A 26,811-nucleotide genomic window follows, 5' to 3' on the forward strand; every position below is an offset into this window, starting at 1 on the left:
ATGCGCGCTGCCGTCACGATGTCCGGCGCAAGGCGCGGGTTCCTCATCGTAGGACGGGGCAATGAGCTCACGGTGGCTGCAATGGCAGACACTTCTTCGGTAGCATTGTCATCCGGGAGGCTTGGAACGTTCGACATCGACGAAGCGACGGTACGCGAGGTTGTATCGACGGGGCGGGGCAGGAACAGGCACTCGATCGTCTGCCTCCCGGTCGCTCTGCCGGATCCGAATGACGGTGCGATCTATCTCGAAATGCCAGACGGCGCGGCCCCTGCACGGGTCGAAGACCTCGAGTGGCTTGCGACCGCATTCTCGGCCGCGGCAATTGCCAACAATTTCCATGGCCAGATTGACACTACCCCTACAGCGGTCAGGGCGGCAGACGACCCCAGACTAGGGTGGGACATGATACCAGCCCTTGCCTGGATCGGGGCGCCGGACGGAGGATTTGAGGACGGCAACAAGCAGTGGTTCGAATACACCGGGCTCACCCGCGAGACTGCAGTCGGCTTCGGCTTCGTATCCGCATTTCACCCTGACGATGTCGACAAGGTCATCAAGGTCTGGACGGATCTGTGCACCTCGGGCAAGCCTGGAGGCGTCGAGGCTCGAATGCTCCGGCATGACGGCGAGGCACGCTGGTTCGTTCTGCGTGCTGTTCCTCTGCTGGATGACGACGGCAACGTCGTCCGATGGTACGGCGTGAACACAGACATCGACGAGCTCAAGCGCATCGAGTTCGAGCTTGCCCAGAGCCAATTGGTGATGGCCGTCGCCCAGCGTATCATCGAGACGGGCACCTGGTCCTGGGACATGGCGACGGACGTGTTCACCTGTTCGCCCGAATGCGCCAACATCGTAGGTCTCGATGCCAACGAGATCAATTTTGGAACGCTAAGTTCGCGCGTTCATCCGGACGATAGGCAGATGGTTGCTGAAGCCCATCAACGGGCCCTGCAGGGCGAGGAGCTGAACGTCGAACATCGGTTCCTGCTTCCGGATGGTACCGTCAAATACATACATGCTCGTGGGCGGCTCATCCTCGACGAGGTTCAGTCCCCTCGCGCATATATTGGCACGATCGTGGACGTGACCGAGACCCGCCTTGCTGAGGAGAGGATACGAAGTTCCTTGGAGGACGCGCAGCGCGCGCAGGCATCGCTCGCAGAAGCCCAGAAGCTCAGCCACGTCGGCAGCTACCGGATCAAGCCGTTGAGGGGAGAGGTCGTCTGGTCTGAGGAGACCTACAACATCTACGGTTTCGATACGTCGATGGCGCTGAGTTCAAAGGTGATCAGAGAGCGAGTGCATCCGAGTGACCGCGAAATGGTCGCCGCTGTCTTTGAAAAGGGCCTTCGCGACCGCCAGCCCTGGGAGATCGAGCATCGGCTCCTGCTGCCCGACGGCTCGATCCGGTACGTCCATTGCGTTACGCGCATGGAGACGAACCCGGAGGAGGAACCGGAAGTGTTCGGCGCCATCATCGACATCACGGAACGAGTGAAGAGTGAGGAGGCGCTCCAGAAGGCGCAGGCAGACATTGTCCGGATGAACAGGCTTACGGCGATGGGGGCGGTGACCGTCTCGATCGCTCACGAAATGAACCAGCCACTGATGGCAATCGTCACGAACGCCGCAACTTGTCTGAGTTGGCTCGACCGCGATGTTCCCGACGTTGCGGAAGCCAAGCTTGCGGCCGAGCGCCTTGTCGAGGAAGGAAAGAGAGCGGGCGACGTGCTGCTGAACGTCAGAAGCATGGCCCGGAACTCACGGCCATCCATGGACGTCGTCGATATCAGGGAAGTGGTCTCGCATGTGCTGACGATGCTCCGCACCGAATTCAGGATCCGTCAGATCGATGTTTTCGTCTCCGTTTCTACTGGTATTCCGGCAATCCGAGGCGACAAGGTTCAGCTCCAGCAGGTGCTTCTCAACCTCATGCTGAATGCGGCCGAGGCTATCGGAGCCAACGACGGCGCGCGAAGGATCGACCTCACCGCCGAAGCGGACGGTTCGCGATCTGTCGTGGTGAGGGTCGAGGACACGGGAGAAGGGATCGACCCCGTTGCGTCCCAACGGATCTTTGAAGCATTCTTCTCCACCAAGCAGCAGGGCACTGGGATGGGCCTGGCCATTTCCAAGTCGATCATCAGTGCCCACAGCGGCACGCTGTCTGCCCGGCCTAGAGCAGGAGGCGGCGCCGTGTTCGAATTCTCGATACCGTTTGCAGGGGAAAACAGATGAACCAGAAGCCACGCGACGACGGCGCCTGCCATATCGTGGTGATCGAGGACGACATCGGTGTCCGGGAGTCGCTGGTCGGCCTGCTGCGCTCTATGAAGTTCAACGTGACAGCCTTCTCCTCGGCCGCCGACTTCATGGCCAAGGGAAAGCTGACGAGCGTGGGATGCATGATCCTCGACGTCCGGCTTCCGGGGCAGAGCGGTATCGAGTTCTTCGAGGAGGTCAGGGCAGGCGGTTTCCAAAGGCCCGTTATCTTCATGAGCGGCCATGCCGATGTTCCGATCGCGGTGCGCGCGATGAAGGCAGGAGCGGCTGAGTTCCTGACGAAGCCCGTCCGTGAGCAGGACCTTCTCGACGCCGTGAACAAGGCGGTGAAGCTGGACAACCGCACCACATTGAAGCAGCAAGCCGCTAGCAATGCACGAGCCGACTTCGCATCCCTGACGAAGCGGGAACAGGAAGTGCTGGCCCGCGTTGTCGAAGGTCAGAAGAACAAGCAGATTTCGGCCGCCCTCGGCATTACCGAGGCTACCGTGAAGCTCCATCGGGGGAACGTGATGCAGAAGATGCACGTGCTGACGCTGCCGGAGCTGGTGCGGCACTACGACTTGTTGGAATTGAACGAGACTTTCGGGCACGCCAAGGATTGAGCCATGATCGCGATGACAAAGCCTTCGCTGGTGGTCTGTGTCGAGGACGACGAACCCGTGCGGGACGCCTTGAGAGGACTTCTTCGGGCATCGGGCATAAACGCGGCGTCGTTTGCTTCTGCCGAGGAGTTTCTTGACTCCGACGAATTGCAGACGGCGACTTGCCTGGTGACGGATATACAGCTTGGAGGCATTTCGGGCCTCGATCTCCTGGATCGGCTTGCCGGGATGTCCGTCGTCATTCCCTCCATCCTCATAACCGCGCATACCGACGCTGCGGCGGGCGACCGCGCACGAAGCTCGGGTGCCATGAAGGTCTTCCTGAAGCCTGTAAGCCCGAGCGAACTGCTGCAGGCGATCCGGACGGCGCTGGCAAACGCCTCCTAACGGCACCTCACCGCATCTTGCTCGACACTGGGCAATCACAGGCGCAATCTCGTAGCCACTTAAGGGCCGCAGGACGTCGCGATCACAGGTCCGGAGATTTCGGAGACCGCCATGGCCGACGCCAGTCTGAAGCTTTTGAGTGCCCGAGACGTCAAAGGCCCGTCGCCGTTGGTCGCGATTGAGAATGAAGAGGAACCGCGGCTTGTAGTCGACGACCCACTGCCGGAGCCGCTGTCACACGGGCGCGTGTTCATACAGTACCGGACGGAGAACATTCGCATCGTCCCGGTATTTGGCGTGGGTGCCCTCGTTGTCTCGCCGAGGATAGGCCATCTGCACATCACGGTCGACGACCTGCCATGGCACTTCGTGGATGCCAGCGGCCAGACTCTCATCGTGGTCGGGCTGACGCCCGGCCGACATCGGATCCTCATCGAGCTTGCGGATTCAACGCATCGGGTCATTACCTCGGAGACGATCGAGTTCGTCGTCCCGAACGCAGACTGAAGAACTTCATAGCTCCCAAGGCGATCGCAGCGGTTCAACTCAGCCCCTACCGCAAGGCCGTCCCCTCGCTAAGGCCGCGATCACCTCATGAGAGGCCCCCGCTCTTTCCCCGGCGGGGGCCTCTTTCCGCAAACCGTCGAGAGATCGCCATGCCGCAGCAGGACGTTCAGTTGCCAGACCCCGTCGCCGCCGGCGCTCTTCAATTAACGGAAAGCGTGCTCCTGTCGCCCGAGCCGACCGCCGCGGAACTCCACAAGAGGAGTGCCAAGCTAGCCGTTGACATCGAGGCTGCGCTGAGGCGCCAGGCTCCTCCGCCGCGCCGCTTCTCAGACGACTAGCATTCCCCCGAGACGATCAAGTCACGCAGGTCTCCGTTGTCATCTTGGCATGGATCGCGGCCTTGCGGGTCTTTTCCTCGATCGCCAACTGTGACGACGACGGACGAACACGTCCAAGATTGTTCCCAAAGAAACAATAAAATCGCCAGCAGGCCCGTGCGCGCCTGCTCGCGCACGAATGGATGGCTATCATGACAGGAAGAACATTGATCGAAATGTCGCCTAGTGAAAGAGCAGACATGATGACGCTCGTGGTGAACGCCCTGGAAAGCGTCGCCGAGGATGCGGGCGAACGAGGTGACCTGAAATCCGCCCGAAATGCGACCTATCTCGCATGCTCGATCCGAGGATGCGGCATCGAAGCTTCGACGGACATGCTTCGGGCCGCGGAGATCCTGCTAGAGCAGGGCATCAGCTACGTCGCGAGCCTTTCAGAAAGGTTCGAGGGCGTTTCTAACGAATCCGACGAACCTGAGGTGTCTTCAGAGCACCAGTCTCGTATCCTTCATTGAGGCAGCCTAAGGAAACAAATTGGCCTACGAACCAAAGCTCGGCGAGATCTGCATCTTCGAAAACGAGAAGGCTGGACACGACAACGCACCGGATCACCGCGGCTACTTCGTGGCACATCGCGACATAAAGGCGGGTGAAAAAATTCCGATCGCCCTGTGGGCGGGCAGGCCTGGGAGCGCACGTACCTTCGGCGGACGCATATCAGAGCGACAGAGTACGGATGCGGACACGGCGGCTGTCCCGGCCGACCTGTTCGGCAATCCGCTGGAGAAGTGAAGGCAGCGCCTCAGCCCTCACTTTGTTTCACGATCTCAAGCTTGGGCGATGGGCGCAGCAACGGACGCCTCCGGAGCGACCTGAGCACGACGTAGAACACCGGGGTAAGGAACAGGCCAAAGAAGGTCACGCCTAGCATCCCGGAGAACACTGCAGTCCCGAGCGACTGGCGCATCTCGGCGCCCGGCCCGGTGGCAATCGCGAGTGGCAGGACACCGAAGATGAACGCGAAGGCCGTCATGAGGATCGGACGCAGCCGGAGATGGCTGGCCTCGACTGCTGCGTCGACGATCGACTTTCCGTCTTCTTCGGCCTGGCGGGCGAACTCGACGATCAGGATCGCGTTCTTGGCGGCAAGGCCGATGAGAACGATGAGGCCGATCTGGGTCAGCACGTTGTTGTCCATCCCACGAAGGAACACGCCGATCAGGGCAGCCAGGACGGCGAGGGGAACGATCAAGATGATTGCGAGAGGAAGCACCCAGCTTTCGTACTGTGCAGAGAGCGCAAGGAATACGAAGATCACCGACAACGCGAAGATGTAGGTTCCCGAGCTGCCCGTGTGCGTCTCCTGGTAGGCAAGTTCGGTCCATTCGAAGGTGACGCCCGGAGGAAGCACCTTGGCCGCGATCTCTTCCATCTTCTTGATCGCTGTTCCGGTGGAAGTGCCCGGCGTCGGGTTTCCCTGCAGCGGTACCGAGACATACATGTTATAGCGCTGGACGAGCGTCGGCCCGCTCGTATCCTGGATGTCCATGATGGTTCCCAGCGGAACGAGGGCACCCTTTGCCGATCTCACCTTGAGTGCGAGGATGTCGTCCCTGTCCATCCGGAATTGGCGATCTGCCTGAGCCCGGACTTGATAAACCCGGCCGAAGGCGTTGAAGTCGTTCACATAAGACGTTCCCAAATTGACGGAGAGAGCGCTGAAGACGTTCGAGATCGGGACGTCGAGGTAGCGCGCCTTGTCGCGGTCGATCGCCAGATAGTATTCGGGGCTCGATTCCGAGAAGGTGGTGAAGACGCCTGTCAGTCCCTCGGTCGTGGCTGCCTCAGCCATGATCTCCCGCGCGAGGCCCAGTGCTCTCGTCATGTCGGGATTTTCTTGATCCAGGATCTGCATCTTGAAGCCGCCGGCGTTTCCGACGCCGCGAACGGAGGGAGGCGGAATGTCGATGATGAATGCGTCCTCGATCTCCCTGACGCGCGAGTTGATTTCGGCAATGATCTTGTCGGCGGTAGCGCCGATCTTTTCCCGCTCGGCGAACGACTGGAAGGGTGTGAAGATGACGCCCGCGTTCGAGGCGGCGGTGAACGTCGCACCGCTGAATCCGGAGAACTGAATGGCGTTGCGGACGCCGGGAACCGTCTTGACGATGGCGCCGACCTTCTTGACGACCTCGTCGGTGCGGGCCAGCGACGCGCCATCCGGTAGCTGAACGACGACGATGGAATAGCCCTGGTCCATGATCGGCACAAAGCCTGATGGGACGACCGTCGACATGAACCATGTGGCCGCGAGCAGGGCGGCGAACACGGCCAGCGCCGCCATCCGACCGAACCATCCGCCGACGAGCTTCCTCACGATCCACGAGTAACACCGACTGATCGAATCGAAGCCCGAGTTGAAGCCGTTGGCCAGCGCGGATCCTGCTTGCCCTACGATGCTCTTCCCGTATGAGATGTCGTCGTGCGGTCGTAGCAGGATGCCTGCGAGCGCCGGAGACAGGGTGAGCGAGTTCAGGGCCGAGATCGCCGTCGTTACCGATATGGTGACCGCGAACTGCTTGTAGAACTGGCCTGAGATTCCGGGGATGAAAGCGGTGGGAGCGAACACGGCTATTAGCACCAAAGAGATGGCGACGACCGCCGTGCCGACCTCGTCCATCGTGACGTGCGCCGCTTCCTTGGGCGACATCCCGCGCGCCAGGTTTCGTTCAACGTTCTCGACCACGACGATGGCGTCGTCGACGACGATACCGATAGCCAGCACGAGCCCGAAGAGCGTGAGCATGTTCAGCGAGAAGCCGAAGGCAAGCAGGAAGGCGAATGTGCCCACCAGCGATACTGGGATGGCGATGATCGGGATGAGCGCGTTGCGCCACGACTGCAGGAAGATGATCACGACGATGGCGACCAGTATCGCGGCTTCGCCCATCGTCCGGTAGACCTCGAAGATCGAGTCCTCGATGAACTCGGTGGTGTCGTAATTGATCTGAAATTCAAGGCCCTCCGGGAAACTCTTCGACAGGTTCGCCATGATGTCGCGCACCTGCTTTGCCGTCGACAGCGCGTTGCTGCCCGGACGCGCGAAGATGCCGAGGGCGATAGCGGGATCGTTGGTCAGATAGCTGTTGGTGACGTAGTCCTGAGCGCCTAGTTCGACGCGCGCGACGTCCTGCAGTTCGACCAACCGTCCGCTCGCCGTCGATTTGACGATCACGTACCTGAACTCGCGGGGGTCGGAAAAGCGGCCGTCGGACCGGACGGTGTATTCGAAGGCGTTCTTGCCGACCACTGGAGGTGCACCGATGCGTCCGCCGGATATCTGCACGTTCTGCTCCCGGAGGGCTTCGACGACGTCGTCCGAGGTCATCCCGTATGCTGACAGTTTTTCCGGATCGAGCCAAATGCGCATGGAATACTGGCGTTCGCCGAAGGACTGTATGTCGCCGACGCCGTCGAGCCGCAGCAGGACGTCGCGGACCTTGGTTCGAGCATAGTTCGAAACGTAGAGCTGGTCGTAGCGATGGCTGGGCGAGAGAAGGTGAACCACCATCATGAGATCGGGCGAGCTCTTGTCGGTCGTCACGCCGATGCGGCGGACTTCATCGGGAAGCCGGGGCAGCGCTATTGCGACGCGGTTCTGGACAAGCACCTGCGCCTTGTTGAGGTCGGCGCCGAGCTTGAAGGTGATCGTCAGGGCCATCGCGCCGTCGGCACTGGAGTAGGAGGACATGTAGAGCATGTCCTCGACGCCGTTGATCTGCTGTTCCAGAGGGGTGGAAACGGTGTCCGCTATGGTCTGCGGATCCGCGCCGGGATAGGACGTTCTGACGATGATCGTCGGTGGCGCGATCTCGGGATACTGCGAGACGGGCAACTGCGTGTAGGCGATGCTGCCGACAACGAGAAGCAGGATGGATATGACCGCCGCGAAGATCGGGCGATCGACGAAGAAGTGAGCGAACCTCATTGTGCTGCCTCCGCTACTGCGGCCGACTGGGGCAGTTCGGTCATCTTCGCAGTGACCTTCGCACCCGGCCGGATGCGCATGAGGCCGTTGACGACGATCGTCTCGCTGCCGTCGAGACCAGCGCGTATCACACGGTAGCCGTAGAGGCGGGGACCCGTCCGAACGGCCTTCGTCCGAACCGTACCGTCGTCGTCCACCACGTAGACGATGCGCTCGTTCTGGTTCGACGAGATGGCCTCGTCGGGGACGAGGACAGCAGAATAGGTGTTCGAGGCCTCGACTTGTATGCGGCCGAAGAGGCCCGGCTGAAGTGTCAGATCCGCGTTCGGAAACCGGGCGCGGACCCGCATGGTTCCGCTGTCGCTATCGACGTGGTTTTCGGCGAAGTTAAGCTTGCCCTTGAACTCGCGGCCCGAGTTGTCGCCGATCGTCGCGATGACGTCCACGTCGCCGCCGGATGCCTGCAGGTCGACGCCGCGCTTCTGGGCAGTCGCCTGAAAGTTTAGCAGTCGCCGTTCGTCCACGTCGAAATAGAAGTCGATCGGGTCGAGGGTGACTATCGTCGTCATGACGGACGAGTCCGCCTGGACGAGGTTGCCGATCGAGACAAGGTGACGGTCGATGCGTCCGGTCAGGGGTGCGGCGATCTTCGTGTAGTCAAGGTCGAGAGCGGCGCGGTCGAGTGCCGCCTGCGCGCCACGGACGTTTGCCTGCGCCGAGATCCATTCCCGCCTGCGGTCGTCCAGGATGGAAATCGACTGGCTACCGTTCTGCGAGAGCGATTCCGCCCGCTTGAACTGCGCGTCGGCATAGGTCAGCGTCGACTTCGCCACCTCGAGCGCGGACGTTGCCTCGTTGAAGGCTGTTACGTACGGCCTCTGGTCTATGACGAACAGCAGGTCGCCTTGCTTGACGAGGGCGCCGTCCGAGAAGTGGATCTCCTGCAGGTAGCCACCGATGCGCGATCTCACCGACACCTGCTCGACTGGCTCGAAGCGGCCGATGAACTCGTCGTTGTCGACCACGTCCCTCACCACGGGTTTGGCGACGGTAACGGGCGGGGGTGGGCTCTGCGCGTAGCCAGCGGAGGCTGAGAATAGAAGTAGCAGACTACCAGAGAAGGTAGATCGAAGGACGGTGGCTTTCATACGTTCCTCCATCGGCGGCGCGCAGCCCGGCGGCGGCTCCCGCAACGAGTGTCAGAGTGTTCGCAATAGGACGGCGTGCAGCCGACGCGAGGAGGTACCGAAGGAGAGACGACCGGTCTCCATCGACGTCGGCTGCACTCGGTCGGCAGGGAGGCGGACACCTGCCGACTACTTCTGTCAGGCCGCGTGGTCCTCGACCTTGGGGAAATCGATCTCGGTCTTGAAGACCTCGTTCATGTAGTTGGTGAAGGTGTTTGCGGCGACGTGGGCAACGATTTCGAGAAGCTCCTCGTCATCGAACCCAGCGGCTCTCATTGCATGCAGCTCGTCCTCGCTCACGGATCCACGCTCCTCGGCTACCTTGACCGCGAACTTCACAGCGGCATCGGCTCGCGCATCCGAGGATCCGCCGCGCCGGGCTGCCGCTATCTCGTCGATGCTGAGCTTATTCACGTGGGTTCCGGTGTAGGTGTGAGCGGCGAGGCAATAGCCGCACCCGTTTTTCTGGGCGATAGCAAGCGCGATCCTCTCGCGGATCTTCTTGTCCAGCTTGCCCCTGCCGAGCGCGCCATTAAGTGACGAATAGGCTTCGAGGACTGCCGGACTGTTTGCCATCATTCTGAAGACGTTCGGGACGACGCCCATTTGCTTCTTGATCGCCTCGAGTGTCGGGCGAGCAGCCTCGGGCGCCGCCTCGATCGAAGGATGCAGGGTTACGCGTGTCATCTCAGGACTCCTCAAGAAAGGGTTGGGTGCCGCTAGTGCAGCTCGTGGGATGGACGATCCGGGTCGATGACCGGAAGATCGATGGTCGTGGCATTGCGTCGACGAAGCCCCGGGACCGACGGCGTGGGAAGGCCGCGGCGAGCGTTGCGCCATCTGCGCGGGGTGGCGGAGGTCATCTTCTTGAAGACCGTCGTGAAATGGGGTTGGTTCTGGAACCCGCATTGCAGGGCGATGTCCACGAGTGGGAGATCCGTTCCCAGCAGCAGCTTCGCGGCTTCCTGGATGCGGAGCCGCAGTAGGAATTCATGTGCGCTCATCGAGGTGGCCGCCTTGAAGGTGGCGGCGAAGTGCGCGCGCGAGAAGCCCGCTACGTCCGCCAGCTCTTCGAGGGTCAGGCGCTGGTCGAGCCTCGCTTCTGCATGCCGCCGCACTCGGTTAAGCCGCCAGGTGGACAGGGGATGCACGCGGGGCAGGGACTGATAGCGCTCGAATGCCAGTGTCGAGAATTCGCGCGCAAGGTCGCTTCTTCGCGCCGCTGAGCTTTCCGACACGTCGTCGATCAGTTCCGAGAGACGCTCGTCACGAATGTTGAAGCGGCCGCCGATCACCGGGCAAGGCCAGGAGTGCCGTTCGCGCAGGAACGTGAGGACGTACAGGCAAGCATCCGACTGCAGCTCCACGGAAATGGGATCGGAGCCTTCGATGAAGGCGATGCTGTCCTCGACTAGAACGCCCTGATAGAGGACGCAGCCTTTCTGCTCGAGGCGAAGCTCGGAATCCCGGTCTGCAAGAATAAATGTGCCAGCTCCAGCGCTAAGCGAAGTGGTGATCGCGCGGCTTCCATTCTCGCGGGTGAGTTTCGCAAGGAAGATGTTGGGGTCAGCGACTTGGTAGTGCTCGACATGCAGGCAGTCGTCGAACGTTTCGAAGACGTCGCCTGTCATGCCCAGGCTCACCTTGATGGCGATATCGGGGTGCATGTCATGCTCCTGTTTGTAGTTGCTCTGCGGGGATTGCGGGCCTAGTCGGCGGCGGCGCGCTCGATCATTGCGGCCACCTTGTCAGGGTGCGAGATCATCACGACGTGGGACGATCCCTTGACCTCGACCGCTTCCTTCGCGTTGGCGCGCTTGGCCATGAAGGCATGCAGTGCGGGAGGAAGGTTTTTGTCCTCGGAGCCGTAGATGAAGTGCGTGGGCAGGGACTTCCATGCGGGTTCTGTCGAGGGCTCTTCGAAGGCTTCTGCCGCGATTGGGCGCTGCTCGGCTCCCATCAGCGCTGCCTTGTCCTTCGGGACGTCGGCGGCGAACTGTTTCCAGAACTTGCTCTGATCGATGTAGAGGTCGTGCTTGCCGTCCGGCTGAAGGACGGGCGGTGCAAGCGTGCCGCCCAGAGTGCTGCCGGGGAACTTCTTGCCCAGCTCGCTGACGCTCTCGCCCTTCTCAGGAGCAAGGCCGGACACGAAGACCAGCGACTTGATCCCGGTATCCCTGATCGCGACGTCGCTGATAACCGACCCACCATACGAGTGACCGACGAGGACGATCGGGCCCTTGATCGACTTCACCACCTCGCTGACGTAATCGGAGTCGTATTTCAGGCCACGCAGAGGATTGGCGACGGCCACGACCGGATAGCCCTCCTTAAGTAGCTTTGCAGCCACGCCGTCCCAGCTCGCGGACTCGGCGAAGGCGCCGTGCACAAGGACCACTGTCGGTTTGGAGGCGGCGAGCGCTGATCCGCCTAGCAGGAGTGCTGCCATTGCAGCTGAGGCGGCAAGGAGCCTTTTCATTGGCGTTACCTCTATGAGCGCCGGGCTCAAACGACCCTAGGACGCTGGTTTCATTGAGATGACGCTACATGTTGTCGTGCTGAGATAGTGTGAGATGTGGGGAATGGGTGTGAGACGATGTTGGGTGGCGGGAGGAACTCGACGAAAGAAAGATCAACGCACGCCATCGCCCTGCAGTGCCTCGCTTTCACGGATTTTTACGAAGCTTGATCAGCGTAAAAAGCGCGTTGCGGCGTCGTCGATCTCGGGGGCGAAAGCATTTGCTAGGTGGGGGAAGCGTCCTTGACCAGGCGGATGTCGATCTCGCGCTCCATGAAGCTCCACTCCTTGGTGGACCTGAGCTGGCCCAACATGTCATCGAATGCAGGCTCGTCGGCAGGCGCAAAGTCAAGAAATCCTAAGAAATCGAACGGCGCCGCAGTTTCCAGGTCGCGGCAGTGAAGCAGTCGACGGGCGACAGCAGGAAGGTAGCGTAGGCCGATCGCTATGTGATGAGATTGCTCTTCGAAAACAGAGCGGCGCTCGTCTTGTGTCATGGCCCACCAGTCGGGGGTCTTTTTCAGGAGGATAAGAGCAGCTCGTGTTGCTTCCGGGCGGCCGATCGGAGCCTGCCTTTCGAGTAGTGAAGTCTTTTCGTCACGCGTTGTGTATCGATCGTTGGTGGCGACGCCGCGCAGGATCCAGGCGGCGTCGGGTGCCGCGGGGCTGTTTCCCGATGCCATGGCCACCCGCGAGACCCCAGCAATTGGCGGCCCAAGGAGCGTGCGCTGCGAAGTGACAGCCCATTCGCCTTCGCTGCCACCGTTGAACGTTGTCGCTCTGGGGTTCGGTGCGCCGATCTCCGTCATGGCTGGCTCCGTGAAAGCGGTGGAGAAACTGGGTCAGGCGCTGATTGCCAGATCCACCGCAGACAGCAGATCCTGATGCCGAACGGGCTTCGTCAGGAATTCGACTGCGCCAGCCTTCATTGCGCGAACCGACATCGGGATGTCCGCGTTGCCGCTGATGAAGACGATCCGCTGACGAAGGCCAGACTTCATGAGTTCGGCCTGGAAATCCAGACCGTTTTGCCCCGGAAGCCCCACGTCGAGTATTAGGCAGTCCGCGCGATGCACGCTATCGCTCTCTTCATACGCCTTGACCGAGGGGAACGATCCCACGGAGTGGCCGACCGATCTGAGAAGCCCGGTGATAGCGCGTCGGACGCCATCGTCGTCGTCGATCAGGACTATGTACGGCTTGTCCTTTTCCACCTTCTCTACGATGTCGATTGTCGACTGCGATGCGATGCCAAGGGAGGTGGCGACGCCGCCTTCCGGCACTCTATCATCCCGAACGAGCATGTATCCGCGGCGAACGATAGTCTTGATCATATCCCCGTGGTCGCCCAGCGCCCTACGAAGCGAGCCGATCTGGAAACGGAGGTTGCACTCCTCGACGACCATCGACGGCCAGACCTCATCCAAGATCTCTTCCTTGCTCACGATGCCACCGTTGGAGCGGAGGAGAACCATGAGCAGATCGAACGCGCGGCCACCGATCTCTCGGGGTCGGCCGTCCATGAGGAGTTGTCTCGAGTGGGGGACGGCGCAGAAGCGGCCGAAGCTAATGGCTTCATCGCCTGTTTGGCGCGGGGTCCCATGGTGCGGTGGCTGTGCGTCCCGAGACGTCGGACGTGTCGAACTTGCGAACGGAACTTGCATGGCTGACTCCCCGGTCGGCTACGATGTCGCCTCAGGACGGGGACGCGAAGTTCGCATCGTCCTTTCCCCGGCGGAGGCATCGACATGAATATGATCGCGTCGGCACCGTAGCTCCGCAGGCAGTCACGAACAATCCGACTCTTGTCGGTGGAACACGGCCAAGGTCGATCTGGACTCGACCATAGTCTAGGTTTTCGGGAGGTTTTTCGGGCATCTCACGGGATCTCACCGGGCTTCACGACAACTACCTCGTGATCGTCTGCAGGTGGGAGTATTGGTCAACCGATCAGCTTCCCTCGATCAAAGCTCGGCCGGATTTGGATCGAGGTCGCCACCACGCTTCCTCCCAGCGTGGTGGCACTTCTTCAGGCACGCAGTCAACCAATGGAGCGGGTGATGACCAAGCACGACTACGCATTATCAAGACGCGGTTTCTGCCTTTGCTGCCTTGGCGGCGCGACGATTGCTGCCACAGGTGCTTGGCTGACGCCTCGCGAAGCCTTTGCCGCCGCCAAGAGCCAGGTCCTGATCATCCGCGAGGCTGCGGCCAAGGCCGAAATCGCGACCACCAAGCTGCGCGGCGGCGTGAACGTCCTCGTGGGATCGGGCGGCAACGTGGCCGTCGTCTCTGGCAAAGAAGGAAAGCTTCTGGTTGATGCCGGGATAACCGCCACGCGGCCACGTTTGGAAAAGGCTCTCGCCGATATCGGGCCGGAACCGATCACGCATCTGATCGACACCCACTGGCATTTCGACCATACTGACGGCAACGAGTGGCTGAACTCGGAAGGCGCCGCCATCATGGCGCATCCGAACACCCTGAAGCATCTCGAAGCCGCCACCCGTGTCGACGACTGGAACTTCGACTTCCCGCCTTCTCCGAAAGGCGCGCTGCCCACCCGCCTGATGAAGGGCGACGAAGAAACGCTGAAGCTGGATGGCAAGACGATCAAGCTCAGATACTACGGCCCAGCCCACACTGACAGCGACATCTCGGTCTTCTTCGAGGAGGACAACGTGATCCATGTCGGTGACACGCTTTGGACCGGGCTATACCCGTTCATCGACTGCTCGACAGGCGGCAGTATCGACGGCCAGATCGCCGCGGCCGAAGCGAACATCAAGATGATCGACAAGGAGACCGTCGTTATCCCTGGTCACGGCGACATCGCGAACCGCGAAGACATCAAGGTCTGGCTCGACATGCTCGTCGGTGCCAGAGAGGAGGTGGCCAAGATGAAAAAGGCTGGCCGCTCCGTCGAACAAACCATCGCTGCTAACCCGACCAAGCAATGGGACGCCAAATTCGGCCAGTGGGTGATCCCTCCGGCGCTCTTCACGCGTGTTGTGTACGAAGGCGTCTGAAGGCATTCTCGCCAAAGGGCTGCCGGAGGAGGGCGACGATGGACACCGCGCACCAGGTTTCGAGCGACGTCGCCTTCACGACAAGCGTGAAGGCGATCCAGGAGCGAAAGGGATCTCGACGATCGTATTCGAGGATGGAAGAGCGCGGTGGATGGGCGACAACCATCACCCCGGAACTCAAGGACTATATCGAAAAGCAGATCAGCATCTTCCTCGCCACCGTGAATGCCGAGGGCCAGCCGTACGTCCAGCACCGCGGCGGCCCGCCGGGCTTTCTGCGTGTCATCGACGAAACGACGGTCGGCTTCGTCGACTTTGTGGGAAATCGGCAGTTCATCTCGCAAGGCAATCTGGTCGAAAACGACAAGGCGCACCTGTTCCTCATCGACTACGGCAGCCGATCGCGGGTGAAGATCTGGGGCACCGCGAAAGTCGTCGAAGGCGATGACGAGCTGATCAAGCGACTAATGCCCGAAGGCTACGCCGCTAGACCGGAGCAGGTCATGCTCTTCAAGGTGACGGCATGGGATGCGAACTGCCCGCAGCACATCCCGCTGCGGTTCGAGGCCGACGAGGTGCTCAAGGCGATCGAGACCAGAGACGCTCGCATTAGGGAACTGGAAGCCGAAGTCGCCGCACTCAAAGCGGCTGCCAACAATCATGGATAGGGACGACAAATGACCCGCCCACCACTGCCACCATTCACCCTTGAGTCCGCGACCGAGAAGGTCCGGCTTGCCGAGGACGGCTGGAACACACGCGATCCTGCGAAGGTCGCGCTCGCCTACACGGTCGACAGTCGCTGGCGAAACCGCGCCGAGTTCGTGGTCGGTCGTCCGGCTATCGAGGCATTCCTGGCTCGCAAATGGGCGAGGGAACTCGACTATCGGCTGATCAAGGAGCTCTGGGCGTTTTCCGGAAACCGCATCGCCGTCCGCTTCGCCTACGAGCACCACGACGACAGCGGAACCTGGTTCAGAGCCTACGGCAACGAGAATTGGGAATTCGATGCCGACGGACTGATGAAATACCGTCACGCCAGCATCAATGAACATCCGATCAAGGACGAGGACCGCACCTTCAAGTGGCCGCTCGGTCGCCGCCCGGACGGCCATTGGGGGCTGAGCCACTACGGGTTCTAGCGCCCGCAAGCCGAGATATGGAGGGAACGATGCCCAAGCGTCTGCATGACGACACACTCACGAACGACAACTACCCTCCGCTCTCGCCTGTACAGACAGGCGTTCGCGGCCTTTGTCCCCGATGCGGCAAGGGGCATCTATTCAAGGGGTTCCTGACGCTCCGCCCAAGCTGCGAAATCTGCGGCCTCGACTATTCCTTCGCCGATCCCGCCGATGGCCCGGCCTTCTTCGTCATCTGCTTCGCCTGCATTCCGACTGTCCTCCTGTCGGTATGGCTCGAAGTCGCGCACCACGCGTCGATCTGGACCCAGATCTTTGTAACCGGACCATTCCTGCTCGCGACCTGTATCCCGCCGCTTCGGCCGCTGAAGGGATGGCTGGTCGCCTCCCAGTATTTCTACAAGGCCCAGGAAGGCGTGCTGTCGAAGGGTGACGGGATCAACGCCGACTAGAGGAGGTCTTTCATGAAGCCGATCGAACACCGTTCGACGCATACATTCGACGAGGCGCTGGAGGCGATCAAGATTGCCATCGGAAAAGCCGGATTGACCATCTTCGCGGAAATCGATCATGCGGATGCCGCTCGCGAAAACGGGCTGTCGATGCCGGAGACGCGCGTTCTTATCTACGGCAGCCCGAAGGTCGGCACACCAGTGATGACGGACGCGCCCTTAACGGCTCTCGACCTACCGCTGCGCATGCTCATCAGGGAGCTTCCCGGAGACCGTGCCGCGATTGCCTACCACCCCCTGGCGGAGATGTTCGAAGCCCTCGGCGTGAAAGGCCCGGACGCGGCGCGCTTCGACAGCGCCCAACGGACGATAGCCGAGGCGGGCTGCATTTCGAGCTGCCGCTGATCTGACGATTAGGAAAGACCGCGACGCACCAAAGCGGAATACTCCAAATCAAGAGGCAACATTGGCTTCTTCAATATTGGAGACCGGAATGCAGCTCTTCTACCATCCGCTATCCGGCCACTCGCATCGGGTCAGGCTCTTCCTTACGCTCGTGAACGAGCCGTTCGAGCTCGTCGAGGTGGACATCCTCCGAGGCGAGCAGAAGACGAGCGAGTTCCTGAAGATGAACAGGTTCGGCCAGGTGCCAGTTCTCAAGGACGGCGACACCGTTCTCGCGGACTCGAACGCGATCCTGATCTATCTCGCCAAGAAACTCGGACGCGACGACTGGCTTCCTGAAGATCCGTTGGGAGCCGCGGCCGTTCAGCGCTGGCTCTCGGTCGCAGCAGGCGAGGTGGCATACGGCGTCGCCACAGCGCGAAGGATTCGGATCTCTGGGCCGAAGGCTGTTCCCGAGGAAGTGCTGTCGAGATCCTATGCGCTCCTGAACGTTCTGGACGATGAGCTGGAGACCAGGAACTGGCTCGCAGCGTCCTCTCCATCGCTCGCGGATCTGGCCGTGTACGGTTACGTGGCGCGGGCGCCCGAGGGAGGGATCGATCTGACAATCTATCCAAATGTCCAGTCATGGCTGTGCCGGGTCGAGTCTCTCCCTGGCTTCGTGCCTTTCGCCAAGACCGCAGTCGGCGTAGCTGCGCCCGCTTGAGGTAATAGACACCCGCAATTCGGAGGTTCAGCGCATGACATTCAAGTCGGATGTTTCGATTACCAGACGGGACGCGATGATCGCCGGATCGGCAGTCGCGCTCGCCCTTGCACTGCCAACGACGGCCGTCGAAGCCGCCACGAAACAGAAACCATCACCCGCAACGGAGCACAAGTTCATGGGTACTGTGAAAGTGAAGGACGGAACCGAGATCTTCTACAAGGACTGGGGTCCGAAGGATGCGCAGGTCATCATGTTCCATCATGGCTGGCCGCTGAGCAGCGACGACTGGGACAATCAAATGTTGTTCTTCATCGCCCAGGGCTATCGCGTGGTCGCCCACGACAGGCGCGGCCACGGGCGGTCTTCCCACAGCCGCACGGGCCACGAGATGGACACGTACGCCGCGGACGTCGCCGAGGTGGTCGAGGCGCTCGATCTCAAGAATGCGATCCACGTCGGTCATTCGACCGGCGGCGGGGAGGTCGTGCACTATGTCGCCCGCGCCAAGCCTGGCCGCGTCAAGAAGGCGGTGATCGTCGCTGCCGTGCCTCCGGTCATGGTGAAATCGGAGAAGAACCCCGGCGGTCTTCCGATCGAGGTCTTCGATGGCCTCCGGAAGGCGCTCGCCGACAACAGGGCGCAGTTCTACATCGACGTGCCGACCGGGCCGTTCTACGGCTTTAACAGGCCCAATGCGAAAGTCTCGCAGGGTTTGATCAACAACTGGTGGCACCAGGGCATGATGGGCGCGGCAAACGCGCACTACGAGTGCATCAAGGCCTGGTCGGAGACCGATTTCACCGAAGACCTGAAGAAGATCGAGATTCCTGTTCTCGTCATGCACGGCACCGATGACCAGGTCGTGCCCTACGCCGACGCCGGGCCGCTGTCGGCCAAGCTTCTGAAGAACGCGACGCTGAAGACCTACGAGGGCTATCCGCACGGGATGCTTTCGACGAACCCGGACGTCCTGAACCCCGACATCCTTGCCTTCATCAAGGCATAGCCGGAAAGCAGGTTGGGAGGCCGGATGTCAGTCCGGCCTTCCCGATAATACCGTCAAATCGACCACGATGGCGCGACTGTAAAATTAGTTTAGGATCACGAGCGGCCTCAGCCGTTGGCATATGGAGCTTCGTGATGGACCTGTCCCGCTACCAGATGCAGTTGCTTCGTGAGGACGCAGTCAGCGCGCTCTATCGGGGCACGCCCAGCGACGGCGGCGCTCCGCTCCTACTGGTGACGGCCGCCTCTCCCGACACCATCGGGGAATGCCACACACGTTTCGAATACATCGTATCGCTGGCGAGCCGCCTCGACGAGAAGTGGGCAGCGACCCCACTGTCGCTGGAACGCCACGAAAGCCGCGAGTTCCTGGTGCTTCAGGATCAGGGCGGATTGCCGCTGACCGCGGAGCTGGGCCGTCCATTCGAGCTGGCCCGGTTTCTTGCCGTAGCCGTTAGCGCGGCTGCGGCCGTGAGACAGGCTCATGAACGAGGCCTGATCCACAGGGATCTTCGTCCGGACCGTTTCCTTGCAGACGAGTTGGGAGCCGTCAGGCTGCTTGGATTCGGAAAGGCGGGCCCGCGGACGAACATCTCCGAGCTGCCTGCCACGGCCCGTGGCATGGCGGACTCGCTCCCCTACGTCTCCCCCGAGCAAACGGGGCGAATGAAGGAACCAGTCGACGAACGCAGCGATCTCTATTCACTAGGCGTCGTCTTCTATCAGATGCTAACGGGCGAGCTTCCATTCATGGCGGTTGATGCGATGGAGTGGATCCATTCCCACGTCGCTCGGCGACCGATACCTCCAAGGGAGCGGCACGACGCTATTCCGCCCGTTATCCAGTCGATCGTGCTCAAGCTCCTGAGCAAGAATCCCGACGACCGCTACCAGACGGCCGCTGGTCTGGAGATCGACCTGAGACGGTGTCTGGCTAGTCTTGCTTCCGCAGGCCGCATCGACGAGTTCGACGTGGCAATCGCGGACGCCCTGCGACACCTTCAGGCTCCCGACAAGCTTTATGGTCGCTCGCCGGAAGTCCGCGCTCTCCTAGGGTCCTTCGAGGTTGCCAGATCGGTCGGTGGGAAGGCGGTGGCTCTGGTGTCCGGCCCTGCGGGTGTCGGTAAGTCATCCCTCATCCGTGAACTACGAAAGTCGATCCCGTCCAGCGGCTGCCTCTTCGCATCAGGGAAATTCGACCAGTATACGCGCGACATCCCTTACGCGACGATAGCGCAGGCATTCCGGGGGATCGTTCGCCAGATCCTTGGTGCAGGAGAGGTGGAGCTTGGACGGTGGCGATCGGCGCTGACCGAGGCCTTGGGGCCGAACGCGCAGTTGATGACCAATCTCATCCCCGAGCTCGCGCTGGTGATCGGCGAGCAGCCTCCGGCGCCGGACATGCCGCCGCACGAGGCGAAGTCCCGCTTCAACCTCGTCTTCAGCCGCTTCATCCAGGTCTTCGCGCGGCCGGACAATCCGCTCGTGCTCTTCATAGATGACGTCCAGTGGCTGGACATCCCCACCCTCGAGCTGCTCGCAGGGGTCACGGTCGACGAGGATGTCGCCAACCTGATGCTGATCTGCGCCTACCGCGACGACGAGGTGCCTTCTGGGCATCCGCTGAACGATGCACGCGATGCTTTCGGGTCCGGAAGCCGCCGTTTCGACGAGCTGCCGCTCGGCCCTCTCGACGAGGGCGAGATCAGCCACCTCCTGGCCGACATGCTTGGGAAGGACGTCCCCTCGGTCGCGCGGCTGGCGCGGCTTGTCAAACAGAAGACGGGAGGAAATCCGTTCTTTGTTCTTCATTTCATAGAAGCGCTCGATATCGAAGGAGCGCTCTCCTACGACCATGAGACCGCGAGATGGCAATGGGACGAAGACAGGATCCGTGCGACGAGGATCACGGACAACGTCGCCGATCTGGTGGTATCCAAGCTGGGCAGGCTTCCGCTTCGCGCGCTCGAGATGGTCAAGCTGATGGCCTGCCTCGGGAATGGCGCGTCTGCTACCATTCTTTCGCTGATCACGGGCAAGCCGCGGCAGGAGGTCGTCGGCATTCTTTGGGAGGCCGTGGAAGGGGGGTTGCTTCTTCGTTCCGACGATGACTTCGAACTCGTCCATGACAGGGTACAGGAAGCTGCGTACCGCACGGTGCCTGAGGCGGAAAGAGCTGAAATCCATTTTCGGATCGGAACCGCGCTGATGGAGAAGCTGCCTCCCGATGCGTTGAAGAAGCACATTTTCGAGGTGGCCGACCAGCTAGGGCGTGGTCTCGATAAAGCCGTGGACCCCAATAGGCTCGAAAGGATCGCCGAACTCTTTCTCGAAGCTGGAAGGCGTGCCAAGGCGTCCGTCGCATACCGCTCCGCGCTCAAATACCTGAAGACGGGCTTGAACCTGGTCGAGAAAGCAGGATCGGAACGGTATGCGATCAAGTTTCCACTCGAACTGGAGAGCGCCGAGTGCGAGTACCTGTCAGGTGACCACGAGGTCGCAGACGCGCATCTCGTTCATCTTGCGGCCAAAGCTGAGAACGCTGTCGATCGCGGCGCGGTGGTCGGGCTTCGCTCGTCCCTTTACCTGACGCTCGGAGACCAGGACAAGGCTGTCGAGGTGGCGCTCCATTATCTGCGTGACTTCGGCATCGAGTGGTCTGCACACCCGAGCGACGCGGAGGTTCGCGCGGGCATAGACGATCTGTATGAGCGGTTGGCCGGCCGATCCATCGATCAGCTCATCCACCTTCCGCGATTGGAGGATGCCGACTGGCTCGCCGCTATGGAGGTTCTCGCCTACACGATCCTTCCCGCCGTCGTCACGGACGGAAATCTCGAGGAGCTGATATACCTGCAGATGGTGTCGCTGAGTCTTCAACATGGCAACTGCGACGCTTCCTGCTATGCCTACGTCTCGGTCATCATTCCGCTTGGTCTGAGATCGGGCGACTACGTTTCCGGCGGACAGTTCGGCAGGCTAGGGCTGGAGCTTGTCGAGCGTCATGGAATGGATCGCTTCAAGGCCCGCGTCTACGCCTGCTACGGCTGCTTTTGCGTGCCCTGGACCCAGCATCTATCGATCTCGGAGAAGTACTCCCGCCAGGCAATAGCGACAGCGGTTGCCGGGGCAGACCTGGTCTTCAGCGTTGCGCCAGGGGAAGCGCTGGTTGCGCATCTTCTTATCCGCGGTGTCGATCTGGAATCCGCCCAACGGGACGCGCAACAGTTTTTGGAAGCTGCCAGCAAAACCGGATTTTCGCTGGCGGCCGACGCGGCTGCAGGACAGCTCCTCCATATCCGGGAACTCCGTGACATTGAAGAGCCTGATCCCGCCCTCCCGGTCCGCGAGGCATTTGAAATCTATCTGGTCGAAGCAGGGGAGCGCCTGAAGCTCGTCCTAGCATGGTACTGGATCCAGAGGATCGTGGCGCGCTATCTGGCCGGAGACTACATCGGCGCACTGGCGGCATCGCGGGAGGCAGCTTCCAACAGAAGTGCGAAGTCGTTCGTCGAAATCGCAGAGTTCCACTTCTACAGCGCTCTCGCACATGCGGCGGCCGCTTCTCGATCCGACGACATGGGTCGCGACGCGCACGTCGAGGCATTGCGGCTTCACCAGCTCCATGTCGAAATCTGGGCCAAGAGCAGTCCCGAGAACTTCGGCAATCGGGCCTTCCTGCTTTCGGCGGAGATGGCACGGCTGGACAACAGGTCGATCGACGCCCTCGAACTCTATGAGAAGGCGATCGCTTCGGCCCGGCAGCACGGCTTCGTCCAGAACGAGGGGATCGCAAGCGAACTCGCAGGGCGCTTCTCAGGCTCGCTCGGGCTGAAATCGACCGCCGAAAGCTTCCTGAAGAACGCCCGAGCGTGCTTCTCGGCATGGGGTGCGACTGCGATCGTCAGGAGGCTGGACGAAGAGAACCCAGGGATAGGGAGCGAGTCCAACGGGATAGCGAAGTCCGAAGATCACCCTCTGGAAATGGCGGCGGTCGTTGCGATGTCTCAGGCGGTGTCCGGAGAGATCGTTCTGGATCGCCTGATAGAACGCCTGATGGTGACCGTCGTGGAGCATTCCGGCGCAGTCAGGGGATTGCTGCTCCTGCCGAAGGATGGCGAAATGCAGATCGTCTCCGAGGCCGTGACCTATGACGACGGCATATCGGTGAAACTAGACATGTTCGAGCGAAGACTGCCGGAGACGGTTCTGGCCTACGTAACCAGGACGCAGGATGTCGTGATCCTGGATGGCGTTGGCGACGAGCATCCGTTCGCCGAAGACCCTTACGTGCGCGAGGCACCATGGACATCCATCCTCTGCCTTCCGATCGTCAAGCAGAAGCAGCTTGTCGGCGTCCTCTATCTCGAGAACGGCTTGTCCACCAACCTGTTCAAGAAGGATCAGGTCGCGGTCCTCCAGCTGCTGGCGTCACAGGCGGCGATCTCCCTGGAGAACGCGGCGCTCTATCAAGCCGCCAAGGACACCCAGGAGAAAGCCCGGCGAGCCGCCGAGGAGCTTCGGCTCGCCTACGACATGATCCCGGCGCTGGCCTGGAACAGCGACATCGACGGCACGCTTCTGAGCTTCAACAAGCGTTGGCACGACTTCACGGGGCTTACGCTTGAAGAATCCCTCGGCAACGGATGGATGCGTGCCATTCATCCGGACGACCTCGACAAAGTCGTTGCGAAATGGGTCGAGGTGCTCGGCGTGGGCGAGGCGGGCGAGGTCGAGGCGCGGATGATCCGCATGGATGGCGTCGCCCGTTCGTTCCTGATCCGCGCGACACCACTGCGTGACCAGCATGGAGCGATCATCAAATGGTACGGCACCAACATAGATATCGACGACCTGAAACGGATGGAGGAAGCCCAGCAGCATCTCTCGCGTGCCGCAAGGCTGACCGCACTCGGCGAGTTGACGGCTTCCATCGCGCATGAAGTGAACCAGCCGCTGATGGCCATCGTGATGAACGCGGCGACCTGCCTGAAATGGCTGAGCGAAGACCAGCTGGACATCGAGGAGGCCCGCCAGGCCGCCGAACGCATCATACGTGACAGCCATCGCGCCGGAGACGTCATCGCCAGCATCAGGGCGCTCGCGCGAAAGGCGCCGCTCTCGATGGAGGCTGTCGACATCAACGGCATGATCGACGGCGTGATCGTGCTGACGCGCGGCGAATTGCAGCGGCACGGCATATCGCTGGCAACGGATCTCGATCCCAGTGTGGGGTCTGTGGTGGGAGACCGCATCCAGCTGCAGCAGGTCGTTCTCAACCTTATCCTCAATGCGGCCGAGGCGATGGGATCGGCGACGGATGTGCCGCGCAGCCTGCATCTCCGAAGCGAACGGCTGGAAGACGGCAAGACCATGGTATCGGTGACGGACAGCGGCCCGGGTGTCGACCCATTACGTCGAGACCAGATATTCGACGCATTCTTCACGACGAAGACAGCGGGCCTCGGAATGGGCCTGTCGATCTGCCGCTCGATCGTCGAAGCCCATGGTGGCACGCTGTGGGTGAGGGCAAACGAGCCGACAGGAAGCGTCTTCTCCTTCGCCTTGAAAGGAGGCGCTGTTGTCCGGACGGCTTCGTAGGGTCTACTGAACAGGCGGCGTCGGTTCTGCGGGATGTATGATTCCGGCGAACTGGACCTGGTCTCGTTGGCTACCACGGAAGCAGCGGCCCCAGGACTCTACAGGACGGTAGATGTCGAGCGCTCCCCTGACTCTGTAGGTGGCGTGGTAGCTGCCGGATGAGGTGATGGCGGTGTGTATTGCGAGCGCGACATCCGCCAGGTCGTCAGGATGGATGCGCCCGAGATAGGCGCACATCTTCTGGCCGCTGATCGCGCTTTCGGCGGGCAGGCCATAGAGAAGAGCGACTGCGCTGTCGCCGAACATCACATCCGCGCTGACGTTCCAAGTGAAAATTCCTGCCTCCTCGAATTCGAGCGGGCCGAAGGACTGCAGATCAAAAATCATGGACGGCTCCGATCCCTGGAGTTTGCCGAATTGGTACCGCTGCGCCACGATTTCTGCAACCTGAGGGCGGTCCATCGCTCTATTTCTCACAAGAACTCACAAATGCGACAACGCTCCACTTTGACGGAATATTTGGACGGAGCGAAAGCACGGGAGAGATCGCATCCAAATTTGACGTCTGACGAGCGTTTGATGCGCGATTTTCCTGCGCGGTCACCTAAGATCGGGCCTGCAGGCTCGTCTTCCTCATGCGCGATGCATGGTTGAATATTACAGCTTGTGTCTGGCGAGAACGCCCCGCAACTCACAGGAACACACTCGCCAACGCGTCGGTGCGAGAACACACTGTCATCGCCGCGGCAAGCAGTCCGACGGCGACGAGGAGCCTTTGATGAATCTGGACCGTGCACACCTTCCGTCGTTATCGCAGAGCTTTCACACGCTCCGTCATGGCCAGTTCGACATCACTGTGCTGAGCGACGGCTACATCACGCTTCCGTGGGACATCCTGATGCCGGAAGCGTCACCCGACGAGCGTGGAACTATCCTCGGGCGGCTCGGAGGCGATGCGGACAGCGCGCCGCTTCAGACCAACGTCCCGCTGATCCGCCACGGCGTCGATGTCATGCTCGTGGACACGGGCGCGGGATCGAACTTCCAGCCGAGCGATGGACGCCTTGGGGAAAACTTGGCGTCTATTGGCGTCGACTTCGAATCCGTCACCAAGGTCGTCCTCACTCACGCGCATCCCGATCATTCGGGCGGAACGACAAGATCCGACGGCTCGCTCCTTTTCCCGAACGCCCGCTATTATGTTAGCGAGGCCGAATGGTCGTTCTGGACCGATCCCGATTACGAGACGGCGATGCCTAAGCCGCTGCACGAGTTTGCCCACGGCGCCCAGCGGGACCTGTTCGCAGTCAAGGACAGGCTCAGACTTGTGAAGCCGGGTGACGAGATCGTGCCTGGCATGAGCGTTGTCGGGACTCGGGGGCATACGCCCGGACACATCTCGCTGGAACTGGCGGGCGACGGAAATCTTCTGATCTCCGGCGACGTCGTTCCGAACAACGTTTTGTCCTTTGAGAACCCGAAATGGCACTTCGGCTTCGATACGGAGCCGGAGATCGCGCTCAAGAACAGGGCTTCGCTGCTCGACAAGGCTGCGAACGAAAAGCTGCGCATGCTTGGCTACCACTGGACTTACCCCGGCGTCGGCTATGTCGAGCGGGCGGGGACGGCATTCAAATTCGTGAAGGGCTGACGACATGCCTGCAGGCAATCCCCGAAGCTTCCCCAGAGTGCCTGCGGGCATGTACGGCAAGGTGCTTGGCCTCGCCGGACTTGGTGGAGACTGGCGGCTGGCACACGAACTCTGGGATTTTCCCGCAATAGTCGGCGAGGCGATCAACTTCGTCGCGATCGTCGTCTGGGCGACGATCAGCGTTTTCTACGCCGCCAAATGGATCTTTGCGAGGGGGGAGGCCCTTGAAGAGGCCGAGCACCCGATCCACTGCTGTTTCATCGGCCTTGCAGGAGTTGCGACAATGCTCGTGGCCCGCGCCGTCCTACCGTATTCACATCCGGTGGCGCTCGTCCTCCTGTTCCTTGGCATGGTCTTCTCGATCCTCTTCGCAACATGGCGGACCGGGATAATGTGGCGCGGGGGCCGCGACCACGAGGCGACGACGGCCATACTTTACCTTCCGACCGTGGCAGGATCTCTCGTATCGGCACTTGTCCTCGGTTCGTTCGGATACACGGGACTCGCGCAGTTGCTTTTCGGCGCCGGGATGTTCACTTGGGCCGCTACCGAGTCCGTCCTGCTTCAGCGACTGCTGACAGCGCCCGAATTGGCTCCAGCACTTCGGCCGACGCTCGGCATCGTTCTGGCTCCGCCTGCGGTCGCGTGTGCCGCCTACTTGAGCATGACGTCCGGTCCGCCTGACCTCTTCGCAAACGGGCTGCTGGGCTACTGCCTTCTGCAGGTGGCACTTCTCGTTCGCGTCGTGCCTTGGATCATGAAGCAGCCGTTCGCCCCTTCATATTGGGCGGCAACGCTCGGCACTACTGCATTGGCATCTGCGTCCATGAGAATGGCATCTCGCGGCGGAGACGGCATCGGAGGCCAGCTGGCGCCTTACCTTTTCTTGTTTGCGAATGTCGTTGTCGGGGTAATCGCAATAGGCACGATAGCGCTGCTGATCCAGGGCAGGCTTTTGACCGTCTCGCACCCACGGGCGGCGGAGTGAATACGACCAAGCC

Annotated in this window: 24 protein-coding genes; 16 read left to right on the forward strand and 8 right to left on the reverse strand. The window is 61.2% G+C overall.

Translation table 11 applies throughout. The annotated features are described in order from the left end of the window. The first annotated feature begins 81 nt into the window (after window positions 1-81). From FHT70_RS19890 to FHT70_RS19915, 6 genes are all read left to right on the forward strand, one after another. Window positions 82-2,244: a PAS domain-containing sensor histidine kinase gene (locus FHT70_RS19890; RefSeq protein ID WP_246721893.1), complete on the forward strand. Its 2,163-nt coding sequence runs from the start codon at window positions 82-84 to the stop codon at window positions 2,242-2,244. Then, window positions 2,241-2,894, forward strand: a complete 654-nt coding sequence (locus FHT70_RS19895) for a response regulator (protein WP_183704270.1) — start codon at window positions 2,241-2,243, stop codon at window positions 2,892-2,894. The genes FHT70_RS19890 and FHT70_RS19895 overlap by 4 nt, the downstream gene beginning before the upstream one ends. Window positions 2,895-2,897: 3 nt before the next feature. Then, a complete protein-coding gene (locus FHT70_RS19900) occupies window positions 2,898-3,281 on the forward strand; it encodes a response regulator (RefSeq protein ID WP_183704271.1) in 384 nt (127 codons plus the stop codon). A 111-nt stretch (window positions 3,282-3,392) separates the two neighbouring features. Continuing rightward, entirely contained in the window at window positions 3,393-3,788 is a 396-nt protein-coding gene (locus FHT70_RS19905) for a DUF6130 family protein (protein ID WP_183704273.1), read from the forward strand. A 577-nt stretch (window positions 3,789-4,365) separates the two neighbouring features. After that, window positions 4,366-4,638 (forward strand): hypothetical protein, encoded by a 273-nt coding sequence (locus FHT70_RS19910; RefSeq protein WP_183704275.1) that lies wholly within the window; start codon window positions 4,366-4,368, stop codon window positions 4,636-4,638. 19 nt (window positions 4,639-4,657) lie between these two features. Then, window positions 4,658-4,915 (forward strand): hypothetical protein, encoded by a 258-nt coding sequence (locus FHT70_RS19915; RefSeq protein WP_183704277.1) that lies wholly within the window; start codon window positions 4,658-4,660, stop codon window positions 4,913-4,915. 10 nt (window positions 4,916-4,925) lie between these two features. On the opposite strand, the gene FHT70_RS19920 is transcribed toward FHT70_RS19915, so the two are convergent. The 7 genes from FHT70_RS19920 to FHT70_RS19950 all read right to left on the reverse strand — a co-directional run bounded on the left by FHT70_RS19920 (window position 4,926) and on the right by FHT70_RS19950 (window position 13,339). Then, complete coding sequence (locus FHT70_RS19920; protein WP_183704279.1) at window positions 4,926-8,111, reverse strand: multidrug efflux RND transporter permease subunit; 3,186 nt, start codon at window positions 8,109-8,111, stop codon at window positions 4,926-4,928. Further along, the gene (locus FHT70_RS19925; RefSeq protein WP_183704281.1) at window positions 8,108-9,259 is read right to left on the reverse strand and encodes an efflux RND transporter periplasmic adaptor subunit; all 1,152 of its coding nucleotides are present in this window, start codon (window positions 9,257-9,259) and stop codon (window positions 8,108-8,110) included. Before FHT70_RS19925 ends, FHT70_RS19920 begins: the two co-directional genes overlap by 4 nt. Window positions 9,260-9,436: 177 nt before the next feature. After that, window positions 9,437-9,985: a peroxidase-related enzyme gene (locus FHT70_RS19930; RefSeq protein ID WP_183704283.1), complete on the reverse strand. Its 549-nt coding sequence runs from the start codon at window positions 9,983-9,985 to the stop codon at window positions 9,437-9,439. 32 nt (window positions 9,986-10,017) lie between these two features. Further along, window positions 10,018-10,965 carry an AraC family transcriptional regulator gene (locus FHT70_RS19935; protein ID WP_112643426.1) on the reverse strand — a complete coding sequence of 316 codons (948 nt, stop codon included), beginning with the start codon at window positions 10,963-10,965 and terminating at the stop codon, window positions 10,018-10,020. Between the two features lie 41 nt (window positions 10,966-11,006). Beyond that, the gene (locus tag FHT70_RS19940; protein ID WP_183704285.1) at window positions 11,007-11,777 is read right to left on the reverse strand and encodes an alpha/beta hydrolase; all 771 of its coding nucleotides are present in this window, start codon (window positions 11,775-11,777) and stop codon (window positions 11,007-11,009) included. 263 nt (window positions 11,778-12,040) lie between these two features. Continuing rightward, entirely contained in the window at window positions 12,041-12,625 is a 585-nt protein-coding gene (locus FHT70_RS19945) for a chlorite dismutase (RefSeq protein WP_183704287.1), read from the reverse strand. Window positions 12,626-12,658: 33 nt separating this feature from the next. Next, on the reverse strand, window positions 12,659-13,339 hold the full coding sequence (locus FHT70_RS19950) for a response regulator (RefSeq protein WP_246721894.1): 681 nt from the start codon (window positions 13,337-13,339) through the stop codon (window positions 12,659-12,661). A gap of 537 nt (window positions 13,340-13,876) precedes the next feature. Between FHT70_RS19950 and FHT70_RS19955 the strand changes: the two genes are divergently transcribed. The 8 genes from FHT70_RS19955 to FHT70_RS19990 all read left to right on the forward strand — a co-directional run bounded on the left by FHT70_RS19955 (window position 13,877) and on the right by FHT70_RS19990 (window position 24,159). Further along, window positions 13,877-14,845, forward strand: coding sequence for an MBL fold metallo-hydrolase (locus FHT70_RS19955; RefSeq protein WP_183704291.1), 969 nt, complete (start codon window positions 13,877-13,879; stop codon window positions 14,843-14,845). Window positions 14,846-14,883: 38 nt separating this feature from the next. Continuing rightward, complete coding sequence (locus tag FHT70_RS19960; protein ID WP_183704292.1) at window positions 14,884-15,513, forward strand: pyridoxamine 5'-phosphate oxidase family protein; 630 nt, start codon at window positions 14,884-14,886, stop codon at window positions 15,511-15,513. Between the two features lie 9 nt (window positions 15,514-15,522). Next, window positions 15,523-15,987 carry a nuclear transport factor 2 family protein gene (locus FHT70_RS19965; protein ID WP_183704295.1) on the forward strand — a complete coding sequence of 155 codons (465 nt, stop codon included), beginning with the start codon at window positions 15,523-15,525 and terminating at the stop codon, window positions 15,985-15,987. A gap of 29 nt (window positions 15,988-16,016) precedes the next feature. Beyond that, window positions 16,017-16,439 (forward strand): DUF983 domain-containing protein, encoded by a 423-nt coding sequence (locus FHT70_RS19970; protein ID WP_183704297.1) that lies wholly within the window; start codon window positions 16,017-16,019, stop codon window positions 16,437-16,439. Between the two features lie 12 nt (window positions 16,440-16,451). Beyond that, window positions 16,452-16,844: a DUF302 domain-containing protein gene (locus FHT70_RS19975; RefSeq protein WP_183704298.1), complete on the forward strand. Its 393-nt coding sequence runs from the start codon at window positions 16,452-16,454 to the stop codon at window positions 16,842-16,844. Window positions 16,845-16,932: 88 nt separating this feature from the next. Next, window positions 16,933-17,550, forward strand: a complete 618-nt coding sequence (locus FHT70_RS19980) for a glutathione S-transferase family protein (protein ID WP_183704299.1) — start codon at window positions 16,933-16,935, stop codon at window positions 17,548-17,550. Window positions 17,551-17,728: 178 nt separating this feature from the next. After that, window positions 17,729-18,559 carry an alpha/beta hydrolase gene (locus tag FHT70_RS19985; protein WP_183704314.1) on the forward strand — a complete coding sequence of 277 codons (831 nt, stop codon included), beginning with the start codon at window positions 17,729-17,731 and terminating at the stop codon, window positions 18,557-18,559. 134 nt (window positions 18,560-18,693) lie between these two features. Next, window positions 18,694-24,159 carry an AAA family ATPase gene (locus FHT70_RS19990; protein ID WP_183704300.1) on the forward strand — a complete coding sequence of 1,822 codons (5,466 nt, stop codon included), beginning with the start codon at window positions 18,694-18,696 and terminating at the stop codon, window positions 24,157-24,159. Window positions 24,160-24,162: 3 nt separating this feature from the next. Here the strand turns inward: FHT70_RS19990 and FHT70_RS19995 are convergent, their stop codons facing one another. Then, window positions 24,163-24,546 carry a PAS domain-containing protein gene (locus FHT70_RS19995; RefSeq protein ID WP_183704301.1) on the reverse strand — a complete coding sequence of 128 codons (384 nt, stop codon included), beginning with the start codon at window positions 24,544-24,546 and terminating at the stop codon, window positions 24,163-24,165. A gap of 391 nt (window positions 24,547-24,937) precedes the next feature. Between FHT70_RS19995 and FHT70_RS20000 the strand changes: the two genes are divergently transcribed. Both FHT70_RS20000 and tehA read left to right on the forward strand, forming a co-directional pair. Then, window positions 24,938-25,810 carry an MBL fold metallo-hydrolase gene (locus tag FHT70_RS20000; RefSeq protein WP_183704316.1) on the forward strand — a complete coding sequence of 291 codons (873 nt, stop codon included), beginning with the start codon at window positions 24,938-24,940 and terminating at the stop codon, window positions 25,808-25,810. 4 nt (window positions 25,811-25,814) lie between these two features. Further along, on the forward strand, window positions 25,815-26,798 hold the full coding sequence (gene tehA / locus FHT70_RS20005; protein WP_183704302.1) for a dicarboxylate transporter/tellurite-resistance protein TehA: 984 nt from the start codon (window positions 25,815-25,817) through the stop codon (window positions 26,796-26,798). The last annotated feature ends 13 nt before the right edge of the window (window positions 26,799-26,811 follow it).

This window comes from Rhizobium sp. BK049 (assembly GCF_014193135.1).
GTDB lineage: Bacteria > Pseudomonadota > Alphaproteobacteria > Rhizobiales > Rhizobiaceae > Rhizobium.

What these genes read in the sequence shown, in the direction of transcription:
- FHT70_RS19890 (WP_246721893.1), top strand. Translation starts at nt 82, where the DNA reads ATGGCAGACACTTCTTCGGTAGCATTGTCATCCGGGAGGCTTGGAACG.
- FHT70_RS19895 (WP_183704270.1), top strand. Translation starts at nt 2,241, where the DNA reads ATGAACCAGAAGCCACGCGACGACGGCGCCTGCCATATCGTGGTGATC.
- FHT70_RS19900 (WP_183704271.1), top strand. Translation starts at nt 2,898, where the DNA reads ATGATCGCGATGACAAAGCCTTCGCTGGTGGTCTGTGTCGAGGACGAC.
- FHT70_RS19905 (WP_183704273.1), top strand. Translation starts at nt 3,393, where the DNA reads ATGGCCGACGCCAGTCTGAAGCTTTTGAGTGCCCGAGACGTCAAAGGC.
- FHT70_RS19910 (WP_183704275.1), top strand. Translation starts at nt 4,366, where the DNA reads ATGATGACGCTCGTGGTGAACGCCCTGGAAAGCGTCGCCGAGGATGCG.
- FHT70_RS19920 (WP_183704279.1), bottom strand. Translation starts at nt 8,111, where the DNA reads ATGAGGTTCGCTCACTTCTTCGTCGATCGCCCGATCTTCGCGGCGGTC.
- FHT70_RS19925 (WP_183704281.1), bottom strand. Translation starts at nt 9,259, where the DNA reads ATGAAAGCCACCGTCCTTCGATCTACCTTCTCTGGTAGTCTGCTACTT.
- FHT70_RS19930 (WP_183704283.1), bottom strand. Translation starts at nt 9,985, where the DNA reads ATGACACGCGTAACCCTGCATCCTTCGATCGAGGCGGCGCCCGAGGCT.
- FHT70_RS19935 (WP_112643426.1), bottom strand. Translation starts at nt 10,965, where the DNA reads ATGCACCCCGATATCGCCATCAAGGTGAGCCTGGGCATGACAGGCGAC.
- FHT70_RS19940 (WP_183704285.1), bottom strand. Translation starts at nt 11,777, where the DNA reads ATGAAAAGGCTCCTTGCCGCCTCAGCTGCAATGGCAGCACTCCTGCTA.
- FHT70_RS19945 (WP_183704287.1), bottom strand. Translation starts at nt 12,625, where the DNA reads ATGACGGAGATCGGCGCACCGAACCCCAGAGCGACAACGTTCAACGGT.
- FHT70_RS19950 (WP_246721894.1), bottom strand. Translation starts at nt 13,339, where the DNA reads ATGGACGGCCGACCCCGAGAGATCGGTGGCCGCGCGTTCGATCTGCTC.
- FHT70_RS19955 (WP_183704291.1), top strand. Translation starts at nt 13,877, where the DNA reads ATGACCAAGCACGACTACGCATTATCAAGACGCGGTTTCTGCCTTTGC.
- FHT70_RS19960 (WP_183704292.1), top strand. Translation starts at nt 14,884, where the DNA reads ATGGACACCGCGCACCAGGTTTCGAGCGACGTCGCCTTCACGACAAGC.
- FHT70_RS19965 (WP_183704295.1), top strand. Translation starts at nt 15,523, where the DNA reads ATGACCCGCCCACCACTGCCACCATTCACCCTTGAGTCCGCGACCGAG.
- FHT70_RS19970 (WP_183704297.1), top strand. Translation starts at nt 16,017, where the DNA reads ATGCCCAAGCGTCTGCATGACGACACACTCACGAACGACAACTACCCT.
- FHT70_RS19975 (WP_183704298.1), top strand. Translation starts at nt 16,452, where the DNA reads ATGAAGCCGATCGAACACCGTTCGACGCATACATTCGACGAGGCGCTG.
- FHT70_RS19980 (WP_183704299.1), top strand. Translation starts at nt 16,933, where the DNA reads ATGCAGCTCTTCTACCATCCGCTATCCGGCCACTCGCATCGGGTCAGG.
- FHT70_RS19985 (WP_183704314.1), top strand. Translation starts at nt 17,729, where the DNA reads ATGGGTACTGTGAAAGTGAAGGACGGAACCGAGATCTTCTACAAGGAC.
- FHT70_RS19990 (WP_183704300.1), top strand. Translation starts at nt 18,694, where the DNA reads ATGGACCTGTCCCGCTACCAGATGCAGTTGCTTCGTGAGGACGCAGTC.
- FHT70_RS19995 (WP_183704301.1), bottom strand. Translation starts at nt 24,546, where the DNA reads ATGATTTTTGATCTGCAGTCCTTCGGCCCGCTCGAATTCGAGGAGGCA.
- FHT70_RS20000 (WP_183704316.1), top strand. Translation starts at nt 24,938, where the DNA reads ATGAATCTGGACCGTGCACACCTTCCGTCGTTATCGCAGAGCTTTCAC.
- tehA (WP_183704302.1), top strand. Translation starts at nt 25,815, where the DNA reads ATGCCTGCAGGCAATCCCCGAAGCTTCCCCAGAGTGCCTGCGGGCATG.